The sequence below is a fragment of the Aureimonas sp. AU20 genome (assembly GCF_001442755.1).
GTDB lineage: Bacteria > Pseudomonadota > Alphaproteobacteria > Rhizobiales > Rhizobiaceae > Aureimonas.
In genome coordinates this window covers 3566166-3582210 of sequence record NZ_CP006367.1, presented here as the reverse complement: position 1 = coordinate 3582210, position 16045 = coordinate 3566166, and the positions used below count along the sequence as shown (strand labels likewise).

The 16045-nt window shown below is 68.5% G+C and carries 19 protein-coding genes; 11 read left to right on the top strand and 8 right to left on the bottom strand.

The window, feature by feature from the left end:
- The first annotated feature begins 328 nt into the window (after nucleotides 1-328).
- Complete coding sequence (gene tam, locus M673_RS16370; protein ID WP_061977224.1) at nucleotides 329-1117, top strand: trans-aconitate 2-methyltransferase; 789 nt, start codon at nucleotides 329-331, stop codon at nucleotides 1115-1117.
- Between the two features lie 92 nt (nucleotides 1118-1209).
- Here tam and M673_RS16365 read toward each other — a convergent pair whose 3' ends face one another.
- The 3 genes from M673_RS16365 to M673_RS16355 form a co-directional block, all read right to left on the bottom strand.
- Nucleotides 1210-1617: a response regulator gene (locus M673_RS16365; RefSeq protein ID WP_061977222.1), complete on the bottom strand. Its 408-nt coding sequence runs from the start codon at nucleotides 1615-1617 to the stop codon at nucleotides 1210-1212.
- A 129-nt stretch (nucleotides 1618-1746) separates the two neighbouring features.
- Nucleotides 1747-2283: a hypoxanthine phosphoribosyltransferase gene (gene hpt / locus M673_RS16360; protein ID WP_061977220.1), complete on the bottom strand. Its 537-nt coding sequence runs from the start codon at nucleotides 2281-2283 to the stop codon at nucleotides 1747-1749.
- Nucleotides 2280-2639 (bottom strand): hypothetical protein, encoded by a 360-nt coding sequence (locus M673_RS16355; protein WP_061977218.1) that lies wholly within the window; start codon nucleotides 2637-2639, stop codon nucleotides 2280-2282. The genes hpt and M673_RS16355 overlap by 4 nt, the downstream gene beginning before the upstream one ends.
- Before the next feature lie 206 nt (nucleotides 2640-2845).
- Between M673_RS16355 and ftsE the strand changes: the two genes are divergently transcribed.
- The 4 genes from ftsE to M673_RS16335 all read left to right on the top strand — a co-directional run bounded on the left by ftsE (nucleotide 2846) and on the right by M673_RS16335 (nucleotide 6099).
- The gene (ftsE, locus tag M673_RS16350; RefSeq protein WP_061977216.1) at nucleotides 2846-3505 is read left to right on the top strand and encodes a cell division ATP-binding protein FtsE; all 660 of its coding nucleotides are present in this window, start codon (nucleotides 2846-2848) and stop codon (nucleotides 3503-3505) included.
- The gene (locus M673_RS16345; RefSeq protein ID WP_061977214.1) at nucleotides 3498-4472 is read left to right on the top strand and encodes a cell division protein FtsX; all 975 of its coding nucleotides are present in this window, start codon (nucleotides 3498-3500) and stop codon (nucleotides 4470-4472) included. Before ftsE ends, M673_RS16345 begins: the two co-directional genes overlap by 8 nt.
- A gap of 25 nt (nucleotides 4473-4497) precedes the next feature.
- Entirely contained in the window at nucleotides 4498-5223 is a 726-nt protein-coding gene (locus M673_RS16340) for a YdcF family protein (RefSeq protein WP_244510303.1), read from the top strand.
- Nucleotides 5224-5307: 84 nt separating this feature from the next.
- Nucleotides 5308-6099 carry a lysophospholipid acyltransferase family protein gene (locus tag M673_RS16335; protein ID WP_061977212.1) on the top strand — a complete coding sequence of 264 codons (792 nt, stop codon included), beginning with the start codon at nucleotides 5308-5310 and terminating at the stop codon, nucleotides 6097-6099.
- Here the strand turns inward: M673_RS16335 and M673_RS16330 are convergent.
- Nucleotides 6096-6608 carry a gamma-glutamylcyclotransferase gene (locus M673_RS16330; protein ID WP_061977210.1) on the bottom strand — a complete coding sequence of 171 codons (513 nt, stop codon included), beginning with the start codon at nucleotides 6606-6608 and terminating at the stop codon, nucleotides 6096-6098. The two genes, M673_RS16335 and M673_RS16330, sit on opposite strands and share 4 nt — an antisense overlap.
- 119 nt (nucleotides 6609-6727) lie before the next feature.
- On the opposite strand from M673_RS16330, the gene M673_RS16325 reads away from it, so the two are divergent.
- Nucleotides 6728-7762, top strand: a complete 1035-nt coding sequence (locus M673_RS16325; protein ID WP_061977208.1) for a DUF2125 domain-containing protein — start codon at nucleotides 6728-6730, stop codon at nucleotides 7760-7762.
- A 44-nt stretch (nucleotides 7763-7806) separates the two neighbouring features.
- On the opposite strand, the gene M673_RS16320 is transcribed toward M673_RS16325, so the two are convergent.
- Together M673_RS16320 and hisC are read right to left on the bottom strand one after the other, a co-directional pair.
- On the bottom strand, nucleotides 7807-8769 hold the full coding sequence (locus M673_RS16320) for a prephenate/arogenate dehydrogenase family protein (protein WP_061977206.1): 963 nt from the start codon (nucleotides 8767-8769) through the stop codon (nucleotides 7807-7809).
- A complete protein-coding gene (hisC, locus tag M673_RS16315) occupies nucleotides 8766-9869 on the bottom strand; it encodes a histidinol-phosphate transaminase (RefSeq protein ID WP_061977204.1) in 1104 nt (367 codons plus the stop codon). Before hisC ends, M673_RS16320 begins: the two co-directional genes overlap by 4 nt.
- Nucleotides 9870-10019: 150 nt before the next feature.
- Here hisC and metX point away from each other — a divergent pair, with 150 nt between their 5' ends.
- The 3 genes from metX to M673_RS16300 all read left to right on the top strand — a co-directional run bounded on the left by metX (nucleotide 10020) and on the right by M673_RS16300 (nucleotide 12753).
- Entirely contained in the window at nucleotides 10020-11204 is a 1185-nt protein-coding gene (metX, locus tag M673_RS16310; protein WP_061977202.1) for a homoserine O-acetyltransferase MetX, read from the top strand.
- Nucleotides 11201-11854, top strand: coding sequence for a methionine biosynthesis protein MetW (metW, locus tag M673_RS16305; protein WP_061977200.1), 654 nt, complete (start codon nucleotides 11201-11203; stop codon nucleotides 11852-11854). The genes metX and metW overlap by 4 nt, the downstream gene beginning before the upstream one ends.
- 143 nt (nucleotides 11855-11997) lie before the next feature.
- The gene (locus tag M673_RS16300) at nucleotides 11998-12753 is read left to right on the top strand and encodes an alpha/beta fold hydrolase (protein ID WP_061977904.1); all 756 of its coding nucleotides are present in this window, start codon (nucleotides 11998-12000) and stop codon (nucleotides 12751-12753) included.
- 58 nt (nucleotides 12754-12811) lie between these two features.
- Here M673_RS16300 and M673_RS16295 read toward each other — a convergent pair whose 3' ends face one another.
- Both M673_RS16295 and M673_RS16290 read right to left on the bottom strand, forming a co-directional pair.
- Nucleotides 12812-13795 (bottom strand): aldo/keto reductase, encoded by a 984-nt coding sequence (locus M673_RS16295; RefSeq protein ID WP_061977198.1) that lies wholly within the window; start codon nucleotides 13793-13795, stop codon nucleotides 12812-12814.
- A 34-nt stretch (nucleotides 13796-13829) separates the two neighbouring features.
- The gene (locus tag M673_RS16290) at nucleotides 13830-14621 is read right to left on the bottom strand and encodes a class I SAM-dependent methyltransferase (protein ID WP_061977196.1); all 792 of its coding nucleotides are present in this window, start codon (nucleotides 14619-14621) and stop codon (nucleotides 13830-13832) included.
- A gap of 140 nt (nucleotides 14622-14761) precedes the next feature.
- Between M673_RS16290 and gloB the strand changes: the two genes are divergently transcribed.
- Entirely contained in the window at nucleotides 14762-15529 is a 768-nt protein-coding gene (gloB, locus tag M673_RS16285) for a hydroxyacylglutathione hydrolase (protein WP_061977195.1), read from the top strand.
- Nucleotides 15526-15972, top strand: coding sequence for a cupin domain-containing protein (locus M673_RS16280; protein ID WP_061977193.1), 447 nt, complete (start codon nucleotides 15526-15528; stop codon nucleotides 15970-15972). The genes gloB and M673_RS16280 overlap by 4 nt, the downstream gene beginning before the upstream one ends.
- The last annotated feature ends 73 nt before the right edge of the window (nucleotides 15973-16045 follow it).

Genomic DNA, 16045 nt, shown 5'->3' with positions numbered 1-16045 from the left:
AGGGAGCGGCAGCGTCTTCGGATCTCGTGCGCCGTCGCGTGGGGGCAGGCCGAGGCTGAGTTGGTGCGGCCTTGGGCTGTCCGTTCTCAGTCATCCTTTCAGGTCGGCCCTATGCGAGCGGGGCGTCCGCAAACGGAGCTTTCGTCATCGACCTACCGACCGGCCTTGCCGGAGAGTGACGGGATGAAGTGGGATGGTCTCTCGCGCGTCCAGCACGTCCCTTCTCCAAACCTTGGCCCTGCCGGTGCCCACTGAGATGCCGGCGTAAAACCCTCGCCTCCGCCGCGTCCGGGGTCTATGACCGGGTCGCCCAGCAAGGAGAGGCGACATGGCGGATTGGAATCCGGCGCTCTACAGCCGTTTCGAGGACGAACGCACCCGCCCGGCGCGCGATCTCCTCGCCCGCTGCCGGCTGGATGGCGCGCCGGGCGGCGCGGGCCTGCGCATCGCCGACCTCGGCTGCGGCCCCGGCAATTCCACCGAGCTTCTGTTCGAGCGGTTTCCGCAGGCCGAGATCACCGGTTTCGACACGTCGGAGGCGATGCTGACGCAAGCGCGCCGACGCCTGCCCACCTGCCGCTTCGAACAGGGCGACATCGGGCGGTTTCAGGCGGAGCGGCCCTTCGATCTTCTGTTCGCCAATGCCTCGCTGCAATGGGTGCTGGGTCACGAGAGCCTCGTGCCGGCCCTGTTCGCCCAGGTCGCGCCGGGCGGGCTTCTCGCCGCGCAGATCCCCGACAATCTCGCCGAACCGAGCCAGACCGCGATGCGCGCGATTGCCGCCGAGCCGGAGTTTGCCGACTTCTTCGAGGGCTTCTCGGAGGCGCGGGAGGCGGTCGCGACGCGCGTCACCTATTACGACTGGCTGATCCGTGAGGCGAGCGAGGTGGATGTCTGGACCACGGTCTACGAGCATCCGATGGAGAGCGCCGAGGCGATCACCGACTGGTTCCGCTCCACCGGCCTCAAACCCTTCATCGACCGGCTGCCCGAGCGGGAGCGCGAGCGCTTCCTCGGCCGCTACACGCAGGAGATGACGCGGCTCTATAGCGAGCGGGCGGACGGGCGCCGGCTTCTCGCCTTCCCCCGCCTGTTCTTCGTCGCGCGTCGGCGCTGAGCGGGGCGATCACGCAAAAGGGCGACCCGAGGGCCGCCCTTCGAAACCTGTCAGGTTTGGAAAATCGTGAAGCTTTCTTCGCCGTTCGGCCCTCAGCCGTAGCGGCGCATCAGAAACAAGTCTTCGTCCGCCGCGGGATCGCGCAGCGCCTGCGCCACGCGAAGGCGGATTTCGGCGAGCGTGAAGGGCTTGTCCACCACGCCCATGATGATCTCGCTGAGGTCCTCGGCCGCTTCCCGCTGCTCGGCATAGCCGGTCATCAGGAGGATCGGCAGGTCCGGGAAGGCGGCGCGCGCGGCATAGGCCAGCTCGATGCCCGTCAGGGCCGGCATGCGAATGTCGGAAAGGACGAGGTCGAAGCGTCCGTTTTCCTCCGCCAGGATGTCGATCGCCATCTCGCCGTCTTCGGCCATGACGACTTCGTGCCCTTCCATGCGCAGCGCGCGGGCCACGAGGAGGCGCACACCCGCTTCGTCTTCCGCGATCAGAATTCTCGCCATGGTCCGCAACTCCCACACACCGGATCGACCCGGTCGGAAACGGGCAAGCACGCGCCCGTCTGCGGATTATTCCGCAGTATCCTTGTGCGAAGCCTTACTAAGCGTGGTGAACGAAGGATGAAACGAAGTTTAGCTCACGACGCGACCGACGAAGGGCAGTTCGCGGAACGTGTGGGCGACGTCCATGCCGTAGCCGACGACGAAATGGTCGGGGCATTCGAAGCCGACATAATCGGCCTCCAGTTCCACGACGCGGCGCATGCGCTTGTCGAGGAGGACCGCGATCTCGGCGCCCGTCGCCCCGCGCGAGAGCATAAGTTCGCGGGCGAATTTCAGCGTGCGGCCCGACTCGAGGATGTCGTCGACGATCAGCACCTTGCGACCGGCGATCTGCCCGTCGAGATCGCGCACGATGCGCACGTCGCCGCCGACCGTGCCCGTGCCGTAGGAGGAAAGCTGGATGAACTCCATCTCCGGCGCGACATGCTGCTTGTGCAGCGCGCGGATGAGATCGGCCGCGAAGATGAAGGAGCCTTTCAGCACCGCCACCACGAGAAGGTTCTCGGGCTTGCGCGCGGCGATCTCGGCGGCCAGCCGTTCGATCTGGCTTGCGATCTCCTCTTCCGAGAAGAGCGTCTCGATGGTCTTGCCGCGAACCCGGATCATGGCGTTCCCTTTCCCGCCACGACGGGCGCTTGTGTTGGGGGCGCAATATGGGCCGGCGCGACCAGGAAGAACAGAAGCGCGAAGAGGCTAATCATCAGCCGGGTTTCGGCCGACATGTCGCGCGCACCGGTGCGGCGCGAGCCGAGATCGCGCGAGCGCGGCGGCGGGGCGTGGTTGCTGTTCGCGGTCTCGAAATCGTCCCATGTATAGGGCGCGCGCGGGCCGGCGGGCTGGGCTTGCGGCGGCTCGCTCGGCGCGAGGCGGCGGGCTTCGAGGTCGATCACGAGGCCGACGCTGTCGCGCCAGGGCGTCGGGTCGTAGGCACGGGCGGCGGAGGAAGCCTGGCGGGAGCGCATGGGCCGATCCTGAGTGCTGAGGTCGAGGCCGGGAGGAGGCCGTCTGGTCAGGGATCGGTAAGCTCGCATGGTTAACAAGGTGTAAAGACCTTGGTGCCAAACTGACCCCGGGCAGCCCGAAAGGCGCCCGAAAGCTGCGCGAAGGAAGGGCGCCCGACGCGGTCGTTTCGGCCTTCGCGCGGGACCAGAGGAAAGGGCGGAACGGATTGATCCGGTTCGAGAATGTGGGCCTGCGCTACGACATGGGGCCGGAGGTGCTGCGCGATCTCACCTTCGAGATCCGCGCGCGCTCGTTCCAGTTCCTGACGGGCCCGTCCGGCGCGGGCAAGACGAGCCTCTTGCGCATGCTGTTCCTGGCGCTGAAGCCGACGCGCGGCACGATCACCGTGCTCGGGCGCGACGCCGCGACCTTGAAGCGCACGGACCTTCCCGCCATCCGGCGCCGCATCGGCGTCGTGTTCCAGGATTTTCGCCTGCTCGACCACATGACCACCTACGAGAACGTCGCCCTGCCGCTGCGCGTGCGCGGCAAGGAGGAGGCGAGCTACCGGCAGGACGTGATCGACCTCATCCGCTGGGTAGGGCTGGGGGACCGGCTCGACGCGCCGCCGCTGGTGCTTTCGGGCGGCGAGAAGCAGCGCGCGGCGATCGCCCGCGCGCTGATCGACCAACCCGACATTCTTCTGGCCGACGAGCCGACCGGCAATGTCGACCCGCCGCTCGCGCGCCGGCTCCTGCGCCTGTTCATGGAGCTGAACCGGACGGGCACCGCCGTCGTCATCGCCACACACGACCTCGCCCTGATGGAGCAGGTCGAGGCGCGCCGGCTGGTTCTGGGGCAGGGGCGGCTCGACATCTATGATTGACCGGATCGTTTCCCGCCTGCCTTCGCGCCTCGCGCTGCGGCCCGCCGCCAGCCGCGAGGCGCCGATCGTGCCGCCCGGCAATGTCGCCGGACGGGCGCTGCTGACCGTCATCGCCATCATGACCTTCCTCGCCAGCCTGACGGTCGGCGCGGTGACGCTCGTGTCCGACACGGCGGCGCAATGGCAGTCGCAGATCGCGCGCGAGGTCACCGTGCAGATCCGGCCCGACGAGGGGCTCGACATGGCGGGGGCTCTCCGCAACGTGCAGATGATCGCGCTCGGCACGCGCGGCGTCCTGTCGGCCGACGTCATGGACGACGCAGCCACCAGCCGGCTTCTGGAGCCTTGGCTCGGCGAAGGGCTCGATCTCGACGAGCTGCCCGTGCCGCGCCTCGTGGTGATCGCCATCGACGAGGATTCGCCGCCCGACTTCGCGGCACTCGGGAAGGCGATCCGCGACGCGGTGCCCCAGGCGAGCCTCGACGATCACCGCGCCTGGGTCTCGCGCCTCGTTTCCATGGCCCATGCCACCGTGCTCACCGGCATCGCCATCCTGGCGCTGGTCTTGGTGGCGACGGTTCTCACCGTCGTCTTCGCCACGCGCGGCGCCATGACGGGCAACCGGCACATTATCGAGGTGCTGCATTTCGTCGGCGCGCGGGGCTCCTTCATCGCCGCCGAGTTCCAGCGCCATTTCCTCAAGCTCGGGCTGATGGGCGCGCTGACGGGCGGGGCCGTGGCGCTGCTGGTTTTCTATCTTTTCGGCCGCTGGACCGCGGCCAACCAGGCGACGCCCGAGGCCGACCAGATCAGCGCCCTGTTCGGCTCCTTCGCCATCGGCTGGACCGGCTATGGCGGCGTGCTGGCGCTGATTGTTCTGATCGGAGTGTTGACGGCGGTCACGTCTCGCATAACCGTCATCCGGCAATTGGCCGCCATCGACATGCTCTCGCCGGTGGAAGCGTGAACGAATGATCGAGAACCAGCGTTGAATGGGCATGACGGGCTTGGGAGGTCTGGAGCGCGAACGGACGGAAGCGGAGGCCCGGCGTCGGAAACGGCGTCGGGGCCAAAGGCTCGCGCTCGTCCTGCTGCTCGTGGGCTTCGCCTCGGGCGCCTATCTCGCGGGCGGCTTCGTGCGCTTCGCGCGCGATGTCGCGCTGCTCACCACGCCGCCGACCGCCGCGAGGGCGGACGGGATCGTGGTGCTGACGGGCGGCGAGCAGCGCCTGCAGCAGGGCATCGACCTGCTTCGCAGCGGCGAGGGGCAGCGGCTTCTGGTGAGCGGCGTCAACCGGGGCACCAGCGCCCGGGCGCTGGCGCGCACCACCGGCACGGACGCCGGCCTGTTCGAGTGCTGCGTGGATCTCGACTACGAGGCGCTGAACACGATCGGCAATGCCGAGATGGCGACGCGCTGGGCACGCGAGCACGGGTTCCGCCGCCTGCTTCTCGTCACCAGCGACTATCACATTCCGCGCTCGCTCCTGGAGATGGCCGACGTGCCGGACGCGCCGGAAATCGTTCCCTATCCCGTCTCGCCCGACAAGCTCTGGCGCCCCGACGGTTGGCCGACGCGGCTCGGGCTGCGGCTGCTGGCGACCGAATATGCCAAGGTCCTGGCGGTGAAGGCGCGCGTCGCCTGGCACAATGTGATGGCGCAAGACCGGGAACATCGCATCGCCGGCCACGATCGGGTGCAAGCGTCCTTCAAATAATCCGCAAAGCCTCGTATGAGACCGGTCGAGAGCCCGTGGGGACGCTTCGGGCTCAAAGCTCCGCCTGGCTTTGCGATCCCGTTCATGACGCTGTTTCGATCCGTCGTCTTCCAGATCCTGTTCTACGCCAATCTGGCGGGGCAGATGCTGCTTTATCTCCCCGTCTTCTTTCTCCTGCCGGAGCGGGCCTGCTGGTGGATCGTCAAGAGCTGGGGGCGCAGCAGCCTCTTCCTCCTGCGCTGGCTCGCCGGCACGCGCTCGGAGCTGACGGGCCAGGAGAACATTCCCGCCGGCCCCGTCCTCGTCGCCTCCAAGCACCAGTCCTTCTGGGAGGTGATCGCGCTTCTGCCCCATCTGGAGAAGCCGACCTTCATCCTCAAGAAGGAGCTGATGGGCATTCCCGTCTTCGGCTGGTACGCGCAGCGGATGGGCATGATCCCCGTGGACCGCAAGCGGCGCGGCGCCGTGCTGCCGAGCCTGCTCGCCGAGGCGCGCAAGGCGATCGCGGATGGGCGGCAGATCATCATCTTCCCCGAAGGCACGCGCGCCGCGCCGGGCGCGACACCGAACTACCGGCCCGGCATCCATTTCCTCTACGACGCGCTGTCGCTCACCATCGTGCCGGTGGCGCTGAATTCCGGCCTGTTCTGGCCGCGCAAGGCGGTGCGCCGCCAGCCCGGCACGATCCGCGCCGAGTTCCTGCCCCCGATCGGCCCGGGCCTGACGCGCGCGGCGCTGCTGGGCGAACTGGGGGGGCGGATCGAGGCGCGCTCCGACGCGCTGATGCGCGAGGCGCTGTCCGATTATCCCGCGCTGCCAGTCAGCCCGCTTCTGGCCGCCCATCTCGATCAGGTGCCTACGCCCGCTTCGTCCTAAAGCCGCGCCACAACCTCGCCAAGCCAGCGGTCGGTGAGGCCGAGGCGGCCGATCTCCTCGAAGGCCGAGCGGACATAGTCGACATTGGGGCCGGACTGCCCGTGCCCGCCGGCCACCAGCCGCGCCGCCGTCTCGACATCGAGCCGCCCGGCATATTGGGAATGGCCGCGATCGACGATGAAGCCGAGCGCCCGCACCGGGCGCCCGTCCTCCAGCCGTATGGGCAGGGTGGTTTCCTTGTAGACATTGGTCGGCAGTTCGCGCTCGCGCAGATAGGCGATCACCTCCTCGCGCCCGGCCTCGGCGACGCGAAAGGCCATGCCGACGCAGGAGCCGCCACGATCGAGCCCGAACACCAGCCCCGGCCGCTCCGGCGTGCCGCGATGGACATGGGAATAGATGCAGAGCGAGCGATGGAAGCCCCCCAGCCGGGCCTTCTGCCGCTCCTCGAACGCGAAGCCCGGCCGCCACATCAGCGAGCCGTAGCCGAACACCCACAAATCGCCCATACCGCTTGCCATTCCCTTCCCCGGCGCGCCACAAGCGGGCCGGTTCGCCCGCCCCGATCCGCCCGAGACGGAACGCGGCGCGGGCTCGACGCCCGATCGGGCGCAGAAAGGACGAGACGATGGCAAGGTCAAGCTCTCAGGCAGGCGCGCCGCGCCGTTCCAGCGCCGCGCGGGCGCTGCGCGGACTCATCATCCTGGTGGTGATCCTCGTCGCGCTGGGCGCGGGCGGCTGGTACTGGTTGGCCGGCGAGCTCGACCGGCGCATCGCCTCGGCGCTGGAGGCGGCGGGCGGCGGCGGGGCGACGGTCCTGTGCGAGAACCGGCAGGTCTTCGGATTTCCGTTCCGGCTCGGCCTGTCCTGCGACCGGATCGGCGTCGAGGCGCCGCAGAACGGCGTCAGCGCCTCGGCCGGTTCGCTGCGCACCGCCGCGCAGATCTACGACCCCAGCCATATCGTGGCGGAACTGGCCGGCCCCGCGCTCGTCACCGCGCCGAACCTGCCGCCGCTTCATCTCAGCTGGCGCCTGATGCAGGGCTCGACCTCGCTTTGGACGCAAGGGCTGGAGCGCTTCTCGCTGGTGGTCGAGGCGCCCGTCGTCTCGGTGCGCGAAGGCGAGGGGGCCGGCGCGCCGCTCGCCCGCTCCGAGCGACTGGAGGCCCATGCGAGGCAGAACGGCGCGGCGCTGGACCTTGCCCTCACGGACGCGGCGGTGACGGCGACGCTGCCGGGCCTGCCCGAACTGCCGCCCTTCGACCTCGCGGCCGACCTGACGCTGGACGGCGCGGCGGGCTGGCTGCGCACGGGCGTTCCCGGCGCCAACGTCTCGCAGGCGCTGCGGGGCGAGGCGGGGACCATCCGGCTCCTGAGCCTCTCCTTGCCGGGCGGCGGCGGGGCACAATTGTCCGGCCCCTTCCGCGTGTCGCAGAGCGGCGAAGTCTCGGGCGATTTCCGCCTCGCGGTGGAGGACCCGCAGTCGATCGCCGGGCTGATCGGCGTTCTGGTGCCGGGCACCGGCGGGCTCGCCACCACGATCGCCGGCGCGCTCGGCTTTGCCGGGCGGCAGGAGGATGGCAAGACCGTGGTCGACGTTCAGGTGCGCGAGGGCGAAGCCCGGCTCGGCTTCATCCCGCTCGGCCGCATTCCGCGTATCTAAGCTGGCCGAAGACCGGCCAACGGTAAAAGCGATTCCGGGCGAGCCTACTCGCCCGGAACGGTCTCGCCGGTCTCGTCCCAGGCATCCTTGCGGGGCTTCTGGCGTCCGAAATTGGCGTCCGCCGTGTCCTGCCCCGCTTCCACGATGGAGCGGCGGATGGTGCGCGTGCGGCTGAACAGGTCGAACAGCGAATCGCCGTCGCCCCAGCGGATGGCCCGCTGCAGCGAGGCCAGATCCTCCGAGAATCGCGCCAGCATCTCCAGCACCGCCTCGCGGTTGTTGAGGAAGATGTCGCGCCACATGGTCGGGTCGGACGCGGCGATGCGCGTGAAGTCGCGAAAGCCCGAGGCCGAGAACTTGATGACCTCGGACTGCGTCACGGTCTCGAGATCGGCGGCGGTGCCGACGATGTTGTAGGCGATGAGATGGGGCACATGGCTGACGATGGCGAGCACGAGGTCGTGGTGCTCGGGCGTCATGGTCTCCACCATGGCGCCGGTGGCGCGCCAGAAGCGGGCGAGCCGCTCCGTCGCCGCTTCGTCCGTCTCGGGCAGCGGCGTAAGGATGGTCCAGCGGTTCTCGAACAGTTCCTTGAAGCCGGCATCGGGGCCGGACTGTTCGGTGCCGGCGATCGGGTGGCCCGGCACGAAATGGACATGGGCCGGCAGATGCGGCTGCACGGCCGAGACCACGGCCGCCTTGACCGAGCCGACGTCGGAGACGATCGCGCCCGGCTTCAGCTTGTGGGCCATTGCGGCGGCAGCCGCTCCGCAGGAGCCGACGGGCAGGCAGAGGATCACGAGATCGGCCCCGTCCACCGCCTCGGCCGGGTCGAGATGGTAGCTCGTGCCAAGGCTGAGTTCCCGGGCGCGCGCCAGCGTCTCGGGTCGGCGCGTGGCAATGGCCGTCTCGCGCGCGAGGCCCCGCTCGCGAATGTTGAGGGCGATCGAGGAGCCGATCAGGCCGATGCCGATCAGCGCGACCTTGTCGAAGAGCGGCGTGGTCATCGGGCCATGAACTCCGCGAGAGCGGCGAGCACGCCGTGATTGGCCTCGCTCGAGCCGATCGTCAGGCGCAGCGCGTTGGGAAAGCCGTAGCCGGTGACGCGGCGCAGGATGAAGCCCCGCTCGGTCAGGAAGGCGTCGGCGTCGGCCGCCGTCCGCCCGGCGCCTTCGGGGAAATGCACCAGCACGAAATTGCCGACCGAAGGCGTGACGCGAAGGCCGAGCGCCGTCAGCTCGATCGTCAGCCGCTCCAGCCATTCGTCGTTGTGCCGCACGGTCTTGTCGACATGGGCACGATCGCGAATCGCCGCCGCGCCGGCCGCGATCGCCATGGCGTTGAGGTTGAAGGGGCCGCGGATGCGATCCAGCGCGTCCACCACGGCCTCCGGCGCGTACATCCAGCCGATGCGAAGGCTCGCCAGTCCGTGGATCTTGGAGAAGGTGCGCGTCATCACGACGTTCTCGTTCTCCGAAACGAGCTCGACGCCCGACGCATAGTCGTTGCGCCGGACATATTCGGCATAGGCCGCGTCCAGCACCAGAAGCACATCCGACGGCAGGCCGGCATGGAGGCGGCGCACCTCGTCGGCCGGCAGGTAGGTGCCGGTCGGGTTGTTGGGGTTGGCGAGGAAGACGATCTTGGTGCGCGGGGTAACGGCGGCAAGAATCGCGTCCACCTCGGCGCGCTCGTCCCGCTCCTTGGCCACGACCGGCGTCGCGCCCGCCGCGCGGATGTAGATGTCGTAGACGAGGAAGCCGTGCTCGGTGTGGACCGCCTCGTCGCCGGCCTGCAGGAAGCCCTGCGCCAGAAGCCCGAGCAGTTCGTCCGAGCCGTTGCCGCACAGGATGTTGGCGGGGTTCAGCCCGTGCACCTCGGCGATCGCCTGGCGTAGGGCATTGGCCTGCCCGTCGGGATAGAGTTCGAGATGCGTCGCGACCTCCGATAAGGCGGCCTGGACGCTGGGCGAGGCGCCGAAGGGCGTCTCGTTGGAGGAGAGCTTGTGCAGCTTGACGCCGTCCGGCGCGCGGCTTTTGCCCGGCACATAGGCTTCGATGTCGAGAACGCCGGGCTTGGGAACGGGACGCGCGCGCTGTTCGGACATGACGATCGAGCCTGCGAAGATTGCGGGGAAGGTTTCGAGGGGTCGAATAGACCCGCCGCGCCGGCTTGTCGAGCGGCACGCGGGCCGGCGGGGCAGGGCTTTGGGCGAAGAATGTTGCGCTCGCTCGCGCCAGTCGATAGCAGGATAGGCATGTCCATCATCGCCGATCCTGTCACCGGGGAAAACCTCGGCATCCGCGAGGCCCGCCAGCCCTCGTCCAAGGTCGCCTATTTCGGCGAGGACGAGCCGCTGCGCCTCGACGCGGGCCGCACGCTCTCGCCCTTTCACATCGCCTACGAGACCTATGGCGAGCTGAACGCGGCGAAATCCAACGCGATCTATGTCTGCCACGCGCTGACGGGGGATCAGTACGCGGCGAGCCGCAGCCCCGTCACCGGCAAGGAAGGCTGGTGGTCAACCCTGATCGGGCCGGGCAAGCCGATCGATACCAATCGCTTCTTCGTCGTCTGCTCCAACGTCATCGGCTCCTGCATGGGCTCGACGGGGCCGGCGACGATCGATCTCTCGACCGGCCTGCCCTATGCGCTGGACCTGCCGGTCCTGACCATTCCTGACATGGTGCGGGCGCAGGCCATGCTGATCGACCGGCTCGGCATCGACCAGCTCTTCGCCGTGATCGGCGGCTCCATGGGCGGCATGCAGTGCCTGCAATGGACGGTCGCCTATCCCGGCCGCGTCTTCGCGGCGCTGCCGATCGCCACCGGCGCGCGCCATTCCTCGCAGAACATCGCCTTCCACGAGGTCGGCCGGCAGGCGGTGATGGCCGATCCCGACTGGCGCGGTGGCCATTATCTCCAATACGGCACGCGCCCCCACAAGGGGCTGGCGGTGGCGCGCATGGCCGCCCACGTCACCTATCTTTCGGAGGCCGCCCTTCATCGCAAGTTCGGGCGCAACCTGCAGGACCGCGAGAAGCTCGGCTTCGGCTTCGAGGCCGATTTCCAGATCGAGAGCTACCTCCGCCACCAGGGCATGACCTTCGTCGATCGGTTCGACGCCAACGCCTATCTCTATCTCACCCGCGCGATGGACTATTTCGACATCGCGGCCGAGCATGGCGGCCGGCTGGCCGAGGCCTTCCGGGGCGCGCGAACGCGCTTCTGCCTCGTGTCCTTCTCGTCCGACTGGCTGTTTCCCACCAGCGAAAGCCGCTCGATCGTCCACGCCTTGAACGCCAACGCGGCCTCGGTCTCCTTCGTCGAGATCGAGACCGATCGCGGCCACGACGCCTTCCTCCTGGAGGAGCCGGAGTTTTTCGGCGCGGTGCAGGGCTTCGTCTCGTCGGCCGCCAAGGCCAGGGGTCTCCAGCCATGAGCGCGACGGCCGCACCCGTTCCCACGACCGCCGAGGTGGCGCAGACGCCCGAGCGGCGCGACGATCTGGCCCTCATCGCCGATCTCGTGGCGGAAGGCTCTCGCGTCATCGACATCGGCTGCGGCGACGGCTCGCTCATGTCGCTTCTGGAAAGCCGGCGGGGGGTGGACGCGCGCGGCATCGAGCTGTCCCAGCCCGGCGTCAACGAATGCGTGCGGCGGGGCCTGTCGGTAATCCAGGGCGACGCTGACCGCGACCTCGTCCACTATCCCGACGGCGCCTTCGACTATGCCATTCTGTCGCAGACCATCCAGGCGACGGAAAATCCCAAGCTGGTGCTGGCCGAACTCCTGCGCATCGGCCGGCGCGTCGTCGTGTCCTTCCCCAATTTCGGCCACTGGTCGGTGCGCTTCTCGCTCTTCTTCAAGGGCCGTATGCCGGTGACCCGCAACCTCTCCTATGCCTGGTACGACACGCCCAACATCCATTTCTGCACGATCCGCGACTTCGTCGAGCTGACGCGTGAGGTCGGCGCCGAAGTGGAAAGCGCTATCGCGCTGAACGCCGCCGGCGAGCGGATGGGCATGCGCATGCCCTGGTGGTTCTGGAACCTTTTCGGCCAGCAGGCGGTGTTCGTTCTCAAGCGATAGGCACGCGAGACGCCCTTGTCGCTGGAACCGCGCATGGCTTCGAACGATCGCGCACGATATTTAAGCGTGGCCAAAGAATCCGCTTGCGCCCATTTGATTATCGCGGCATGTAATGCGGCGATAATCAAATGGAGCTCTTCCTGATGACCGCACTCCGCACGGCCGCTCTCGGCCTCGCCGCCGTTCTCCTGTCCTCCGCCGCCGCTCTTCCCGCCTTCGCCGAGGCGCGCAACATCGTGCTCGTCCATGGCGCGCTGGTGGATGGCGCGGGGTGGCGCGGCGTCTACGACATTCTGAAGCGGGACGGCTACAAGGTCAGCATCGTGCAGCAGCCGCTGACCGGGCTCGACCAGGACGTCGCCGCCACCAAGCGCGTGCTCGACCAGCAGGACGGCGACGTCGTCCTCGTCGGTCACAGCTATGGCGGCACGATCATCACCGCCGCCGGCGATGATCCGAAGGTGAAGGCGTTGGTCTATGTCGCCGCGCTGCAACCGGAAATGGGCGAGAGCACCGGCCAGCTCGTGCAGTCCATGCCGAGCCCGTCCAACGACATCAAGCCGACGCCGGACAACTTCCTGTTCCTCGACCCCGCCAAGTTCCCGGCCGATTTCGGCGCCGATCTGCCGAAGGACCTCGCCGAGTTCATGGCCCATTCGCAGATGCCGGTGGCGCTTGCCGCCTTCCAGGCTCCCGTGCCCGTTGCCGCCTGGCACGACCGCCCGAGTTACGGCATCGTCGCGACCAAGGACATGACCCTGAGTCCCGACCTGCAGCGCTCCATGTACAAGCGCGCCGGCGCCAAGGTGACGGAAGTCGAGGGCAGCCACGCGCTCTACATCTCGAAGGCCGAGGCGGTCGCCAAGGTCATCGAGGAGGCCGCCAAGGCCGCGAAGTAAGTTCGCTTGGGGCGGCTGTCGGCGGCCGCCCCGATCATTCCTTCGAAACGGTCGGCTCTTACAGCCCCACCGACTTCATGCTGGCCTCGCCGTAGCGCGCGCCGCTGACCTTGCCCGGCGCGAAGGCCTCGTCCAGTTCGGCGAGATCGTCCGGCGACAGCGTGACATTCACCGCGTCGGCATTCTCTTCCAAGTACTTCATGCGCTTGGTGCCGGGGATGGGCACGATGTCGGAGCCTTGCGCCAGAACCCAGGCCAGCGCCACCTGCGAAGGCCGCGCCTCGTGGCGCGCCGCGACACCCTCCACCGTCACCAGCAGCCGGCGGTTCTTCTCCATATTCTCACCCACGAAGCGCGGCGAGGTGCGGCGGTAGTCGTCCTCGGGAATGGTTTCGGTCGAGGTGAAGCGCCCGGTCAGGAAGCCGCGCCCGAGCGGCGAATAGGGCACGAAGCCGATGCCGAGCTCGCGCAGGGTCGGCAGGATGTCTTCCTCCGGCTCGCGGCTCCAAAGGGAGTATTCGGTTTGAAGGGCGGCGATGGGATGGGTTGCATGGGCGCGGCGGATGGTTGGCACGCCGGCCTCCGACAGGCCGAGAAAGCGCACCTTGCCTTCCTCCACCAAGCGGCTCATCTCGCCCACCGTGTCTTCGATCGGCACGTTCGGGTCCACCCGGTGCTGGTAGTAGAGGTCGATCATCTCGACGCCGAGACGCTTCAAACTGGCGTCGCAGGCGCGTCTGAGATAGTCGGGCCGGCCGTTGATGCCGAGCCGCTCGCCCTTCGGCCCGCGCACATTGCCGAACTTGGTGGCGAGGACGACGCTGTCGCGCCGGCCCTTCAGCGCCTGCCCCAGCAGTTCTTCGTTGTGGCCGACGCCGTACATGTCGGCCGTGTCCAGAAAGGTCAGGCCGAGATCGAGCGCGCGATGGATGACGGAGAGCGACTCGGCGTCGTTTCCCGCGCCATAATATTCCGACATGCCCATGCAGCCGAGGCCGAGGGCGGAGACGCTGAGATCGGGGCCGAGCTTGCGCTGTTGCATGGGATCTTTCCGAGGAAGGGTTGTAGGAGGAGCGTCAGGCCGGCTCGCCGCCGGGGCCGGGCGGCGGGCGCGCCGCTTCCGCTTCCCGATGCAGCGCCGGCGCGCCGTGCGGCACCAGAACCGGGCGCAGGCGCTTCAGCCGCTGCTTCTCTCCATGGGTGACGGGAATGCCGCGATAGACGAGCTTGGTCGCCTCCAGGATGATCGCCCCGCAGAAAAGCGGCCAGCAGCGCCGCCCGATCCGATCCCAGACGCCAACGAGATTGAGAAGACCCGCCCGGCGAAAGGGCGGGAAGTGCAATGCTTCGGAGAAGCCCGAGGGCGTGAACATGGTCTCGCGCAGGAGCCGCGTCGCCTGACCGCGCGACCAGGGCCGGCCCGAGCCGAAGGGCGTGTGCTCGAAGCGCGTCCAGACGCCCCGCCGGCTCGGCAGGACGAGGACGAGACGCCCGCCGGGGGCGAGCACGCGCCAGGCTTCGTTCAGCATCTCGGTCGGGCTTTCGGCGAACTCCAGCGCATGGACCATCAGGATGCGGTCGATGCAGGCGTCGCCCAGCGGCAGTTCGGCGGGGTGGACGAGGGCGGTCAGCGAGCGGCCCTGCGGCGGCCAGTTCGTTGCCCCCTGCGCCGCCGGCATGAAGGCCAGCGCCCGCTCGGCGTCGCGCGACAGCTTGTCGAGATAGGGCGTGACATAGCCGATCCCGACGAGCCGCTCCTGCGAGATGGGCTTCCAGATCGGCTCCAGCGCGGTAGAAACGGAGCGCACCGCGGCCTCGCCCAGCCGTGTCGCGTAGAAGTCCCGAATATCGACGATGTCGGCGTTCAATCCCAACCTCGCGGCTGCCTCGTTCGGGCGGACCCTACCCCACACCGCGCCGCTTGGCACCGGGCTTTTGCGTGGGGCCCTTCGGCTCCGGCGCCCGGCGCTCTATGTCTCATCCGACAAGCCAGAGGGGACGCCGCGCGATGACAGCCGAGATCCGACAATTCACCTGCCGCCGGGACAATTTCGGCGTGCTCGTCCACGATCCCGAAGCCGGGCTGACGCTTTCGATCGACGCGCCGGAGGAGGCGCCGATCCTTGAGGCGCTGGAGCGCGAGGGCTGGCGGCTCACCCACATCCTGACGACGCATCACCACGACGACCATGTCAGCGCCAACGAGGCGCTGAAGGCCCGCTTCGGCGCCGAGATCATCGGCCCCGCCGATGAGGCGACACGCATTCCCGGGCTGGACCGGCCGGTGCGCGGCGGCGAGCGCTTCGCGCTGGGCGCGATCGAGGTGGAGGTGATCGACACGCCGGGCCACACGGCGGGCGAGATCTCCTACTATCTGCCCGGCGAGAAGGCGCTGTTTGCCGCCGATGCCTTATTCTCGCTCGGCTGCGGGCGTTTGTTCGAGGGGGACGCCGCTGAGATGTGGGAAAGCCTGCAACGCCTGCGCGCCCTGCCGGACGACACGATGCTCTATTGCGGCCACGAATACACCGCCACCAACGCGCGCTTCGCCGTGGATGTCGATCCGGGCAATCTCCTCCTGCAGGAGCGGGTGAAGGAGGTGGAGGCCCTGCGCGTCGAGCATCGCTCGACCCTGCCCGTCCAGCTCGGACGCGAGAAGCGCACCAATCCGTTCCTGCGTGCCGACGATCCCGAGCTGCAGGCGGCCTTCGGCATGGCCGGCGCCGATCCCGTCGCGGTTTTCGCGGCCCTGCGCGAGAGGAGGAACGGATATTGAAAGCGCGCGACGTCATCGCCAAACTGCGGCTCGAACCCCATCCCGAAGGCGGCTGGTATCGCGAGACCTTTCGCGACGCGGCGGTGGACGGGGAGGGGCGGTCGCGCTCCACCGCGATCCTCTACCTCCTCGATACGGGCGAGACCTCGGAATGGCACCGGGTGACGGACGCGGCCGAGACTTGGCACTGGCACGCCGGCGGTCCGCTGGCGCTGACCCTCTCGCCCAACGGCCACGACGCTTCGTCGCATCGCCTGGGATCGAACGTCCTGATCGGAGAACTGCCGCAGATCGTCGTTCCGGCCAATTGTTGGCAGACGGCGACGAGCCTCGGCGAGTGGACGCTGGTCGGCTGCACCGTCGCCCCCGGCTTCCGCTTCGAGAGCTTCGAAATGGCCCCCAAGGACTGGCGCCCGACCCCGCGCCCGGCGCGGGGCGGGTGAATGGGTCCTTTAAGTCGGCCTCGGGAGGGCTGTGGGGAACTAATCGTTGCGGAGCCTCGTAGAGCCGCTTGGG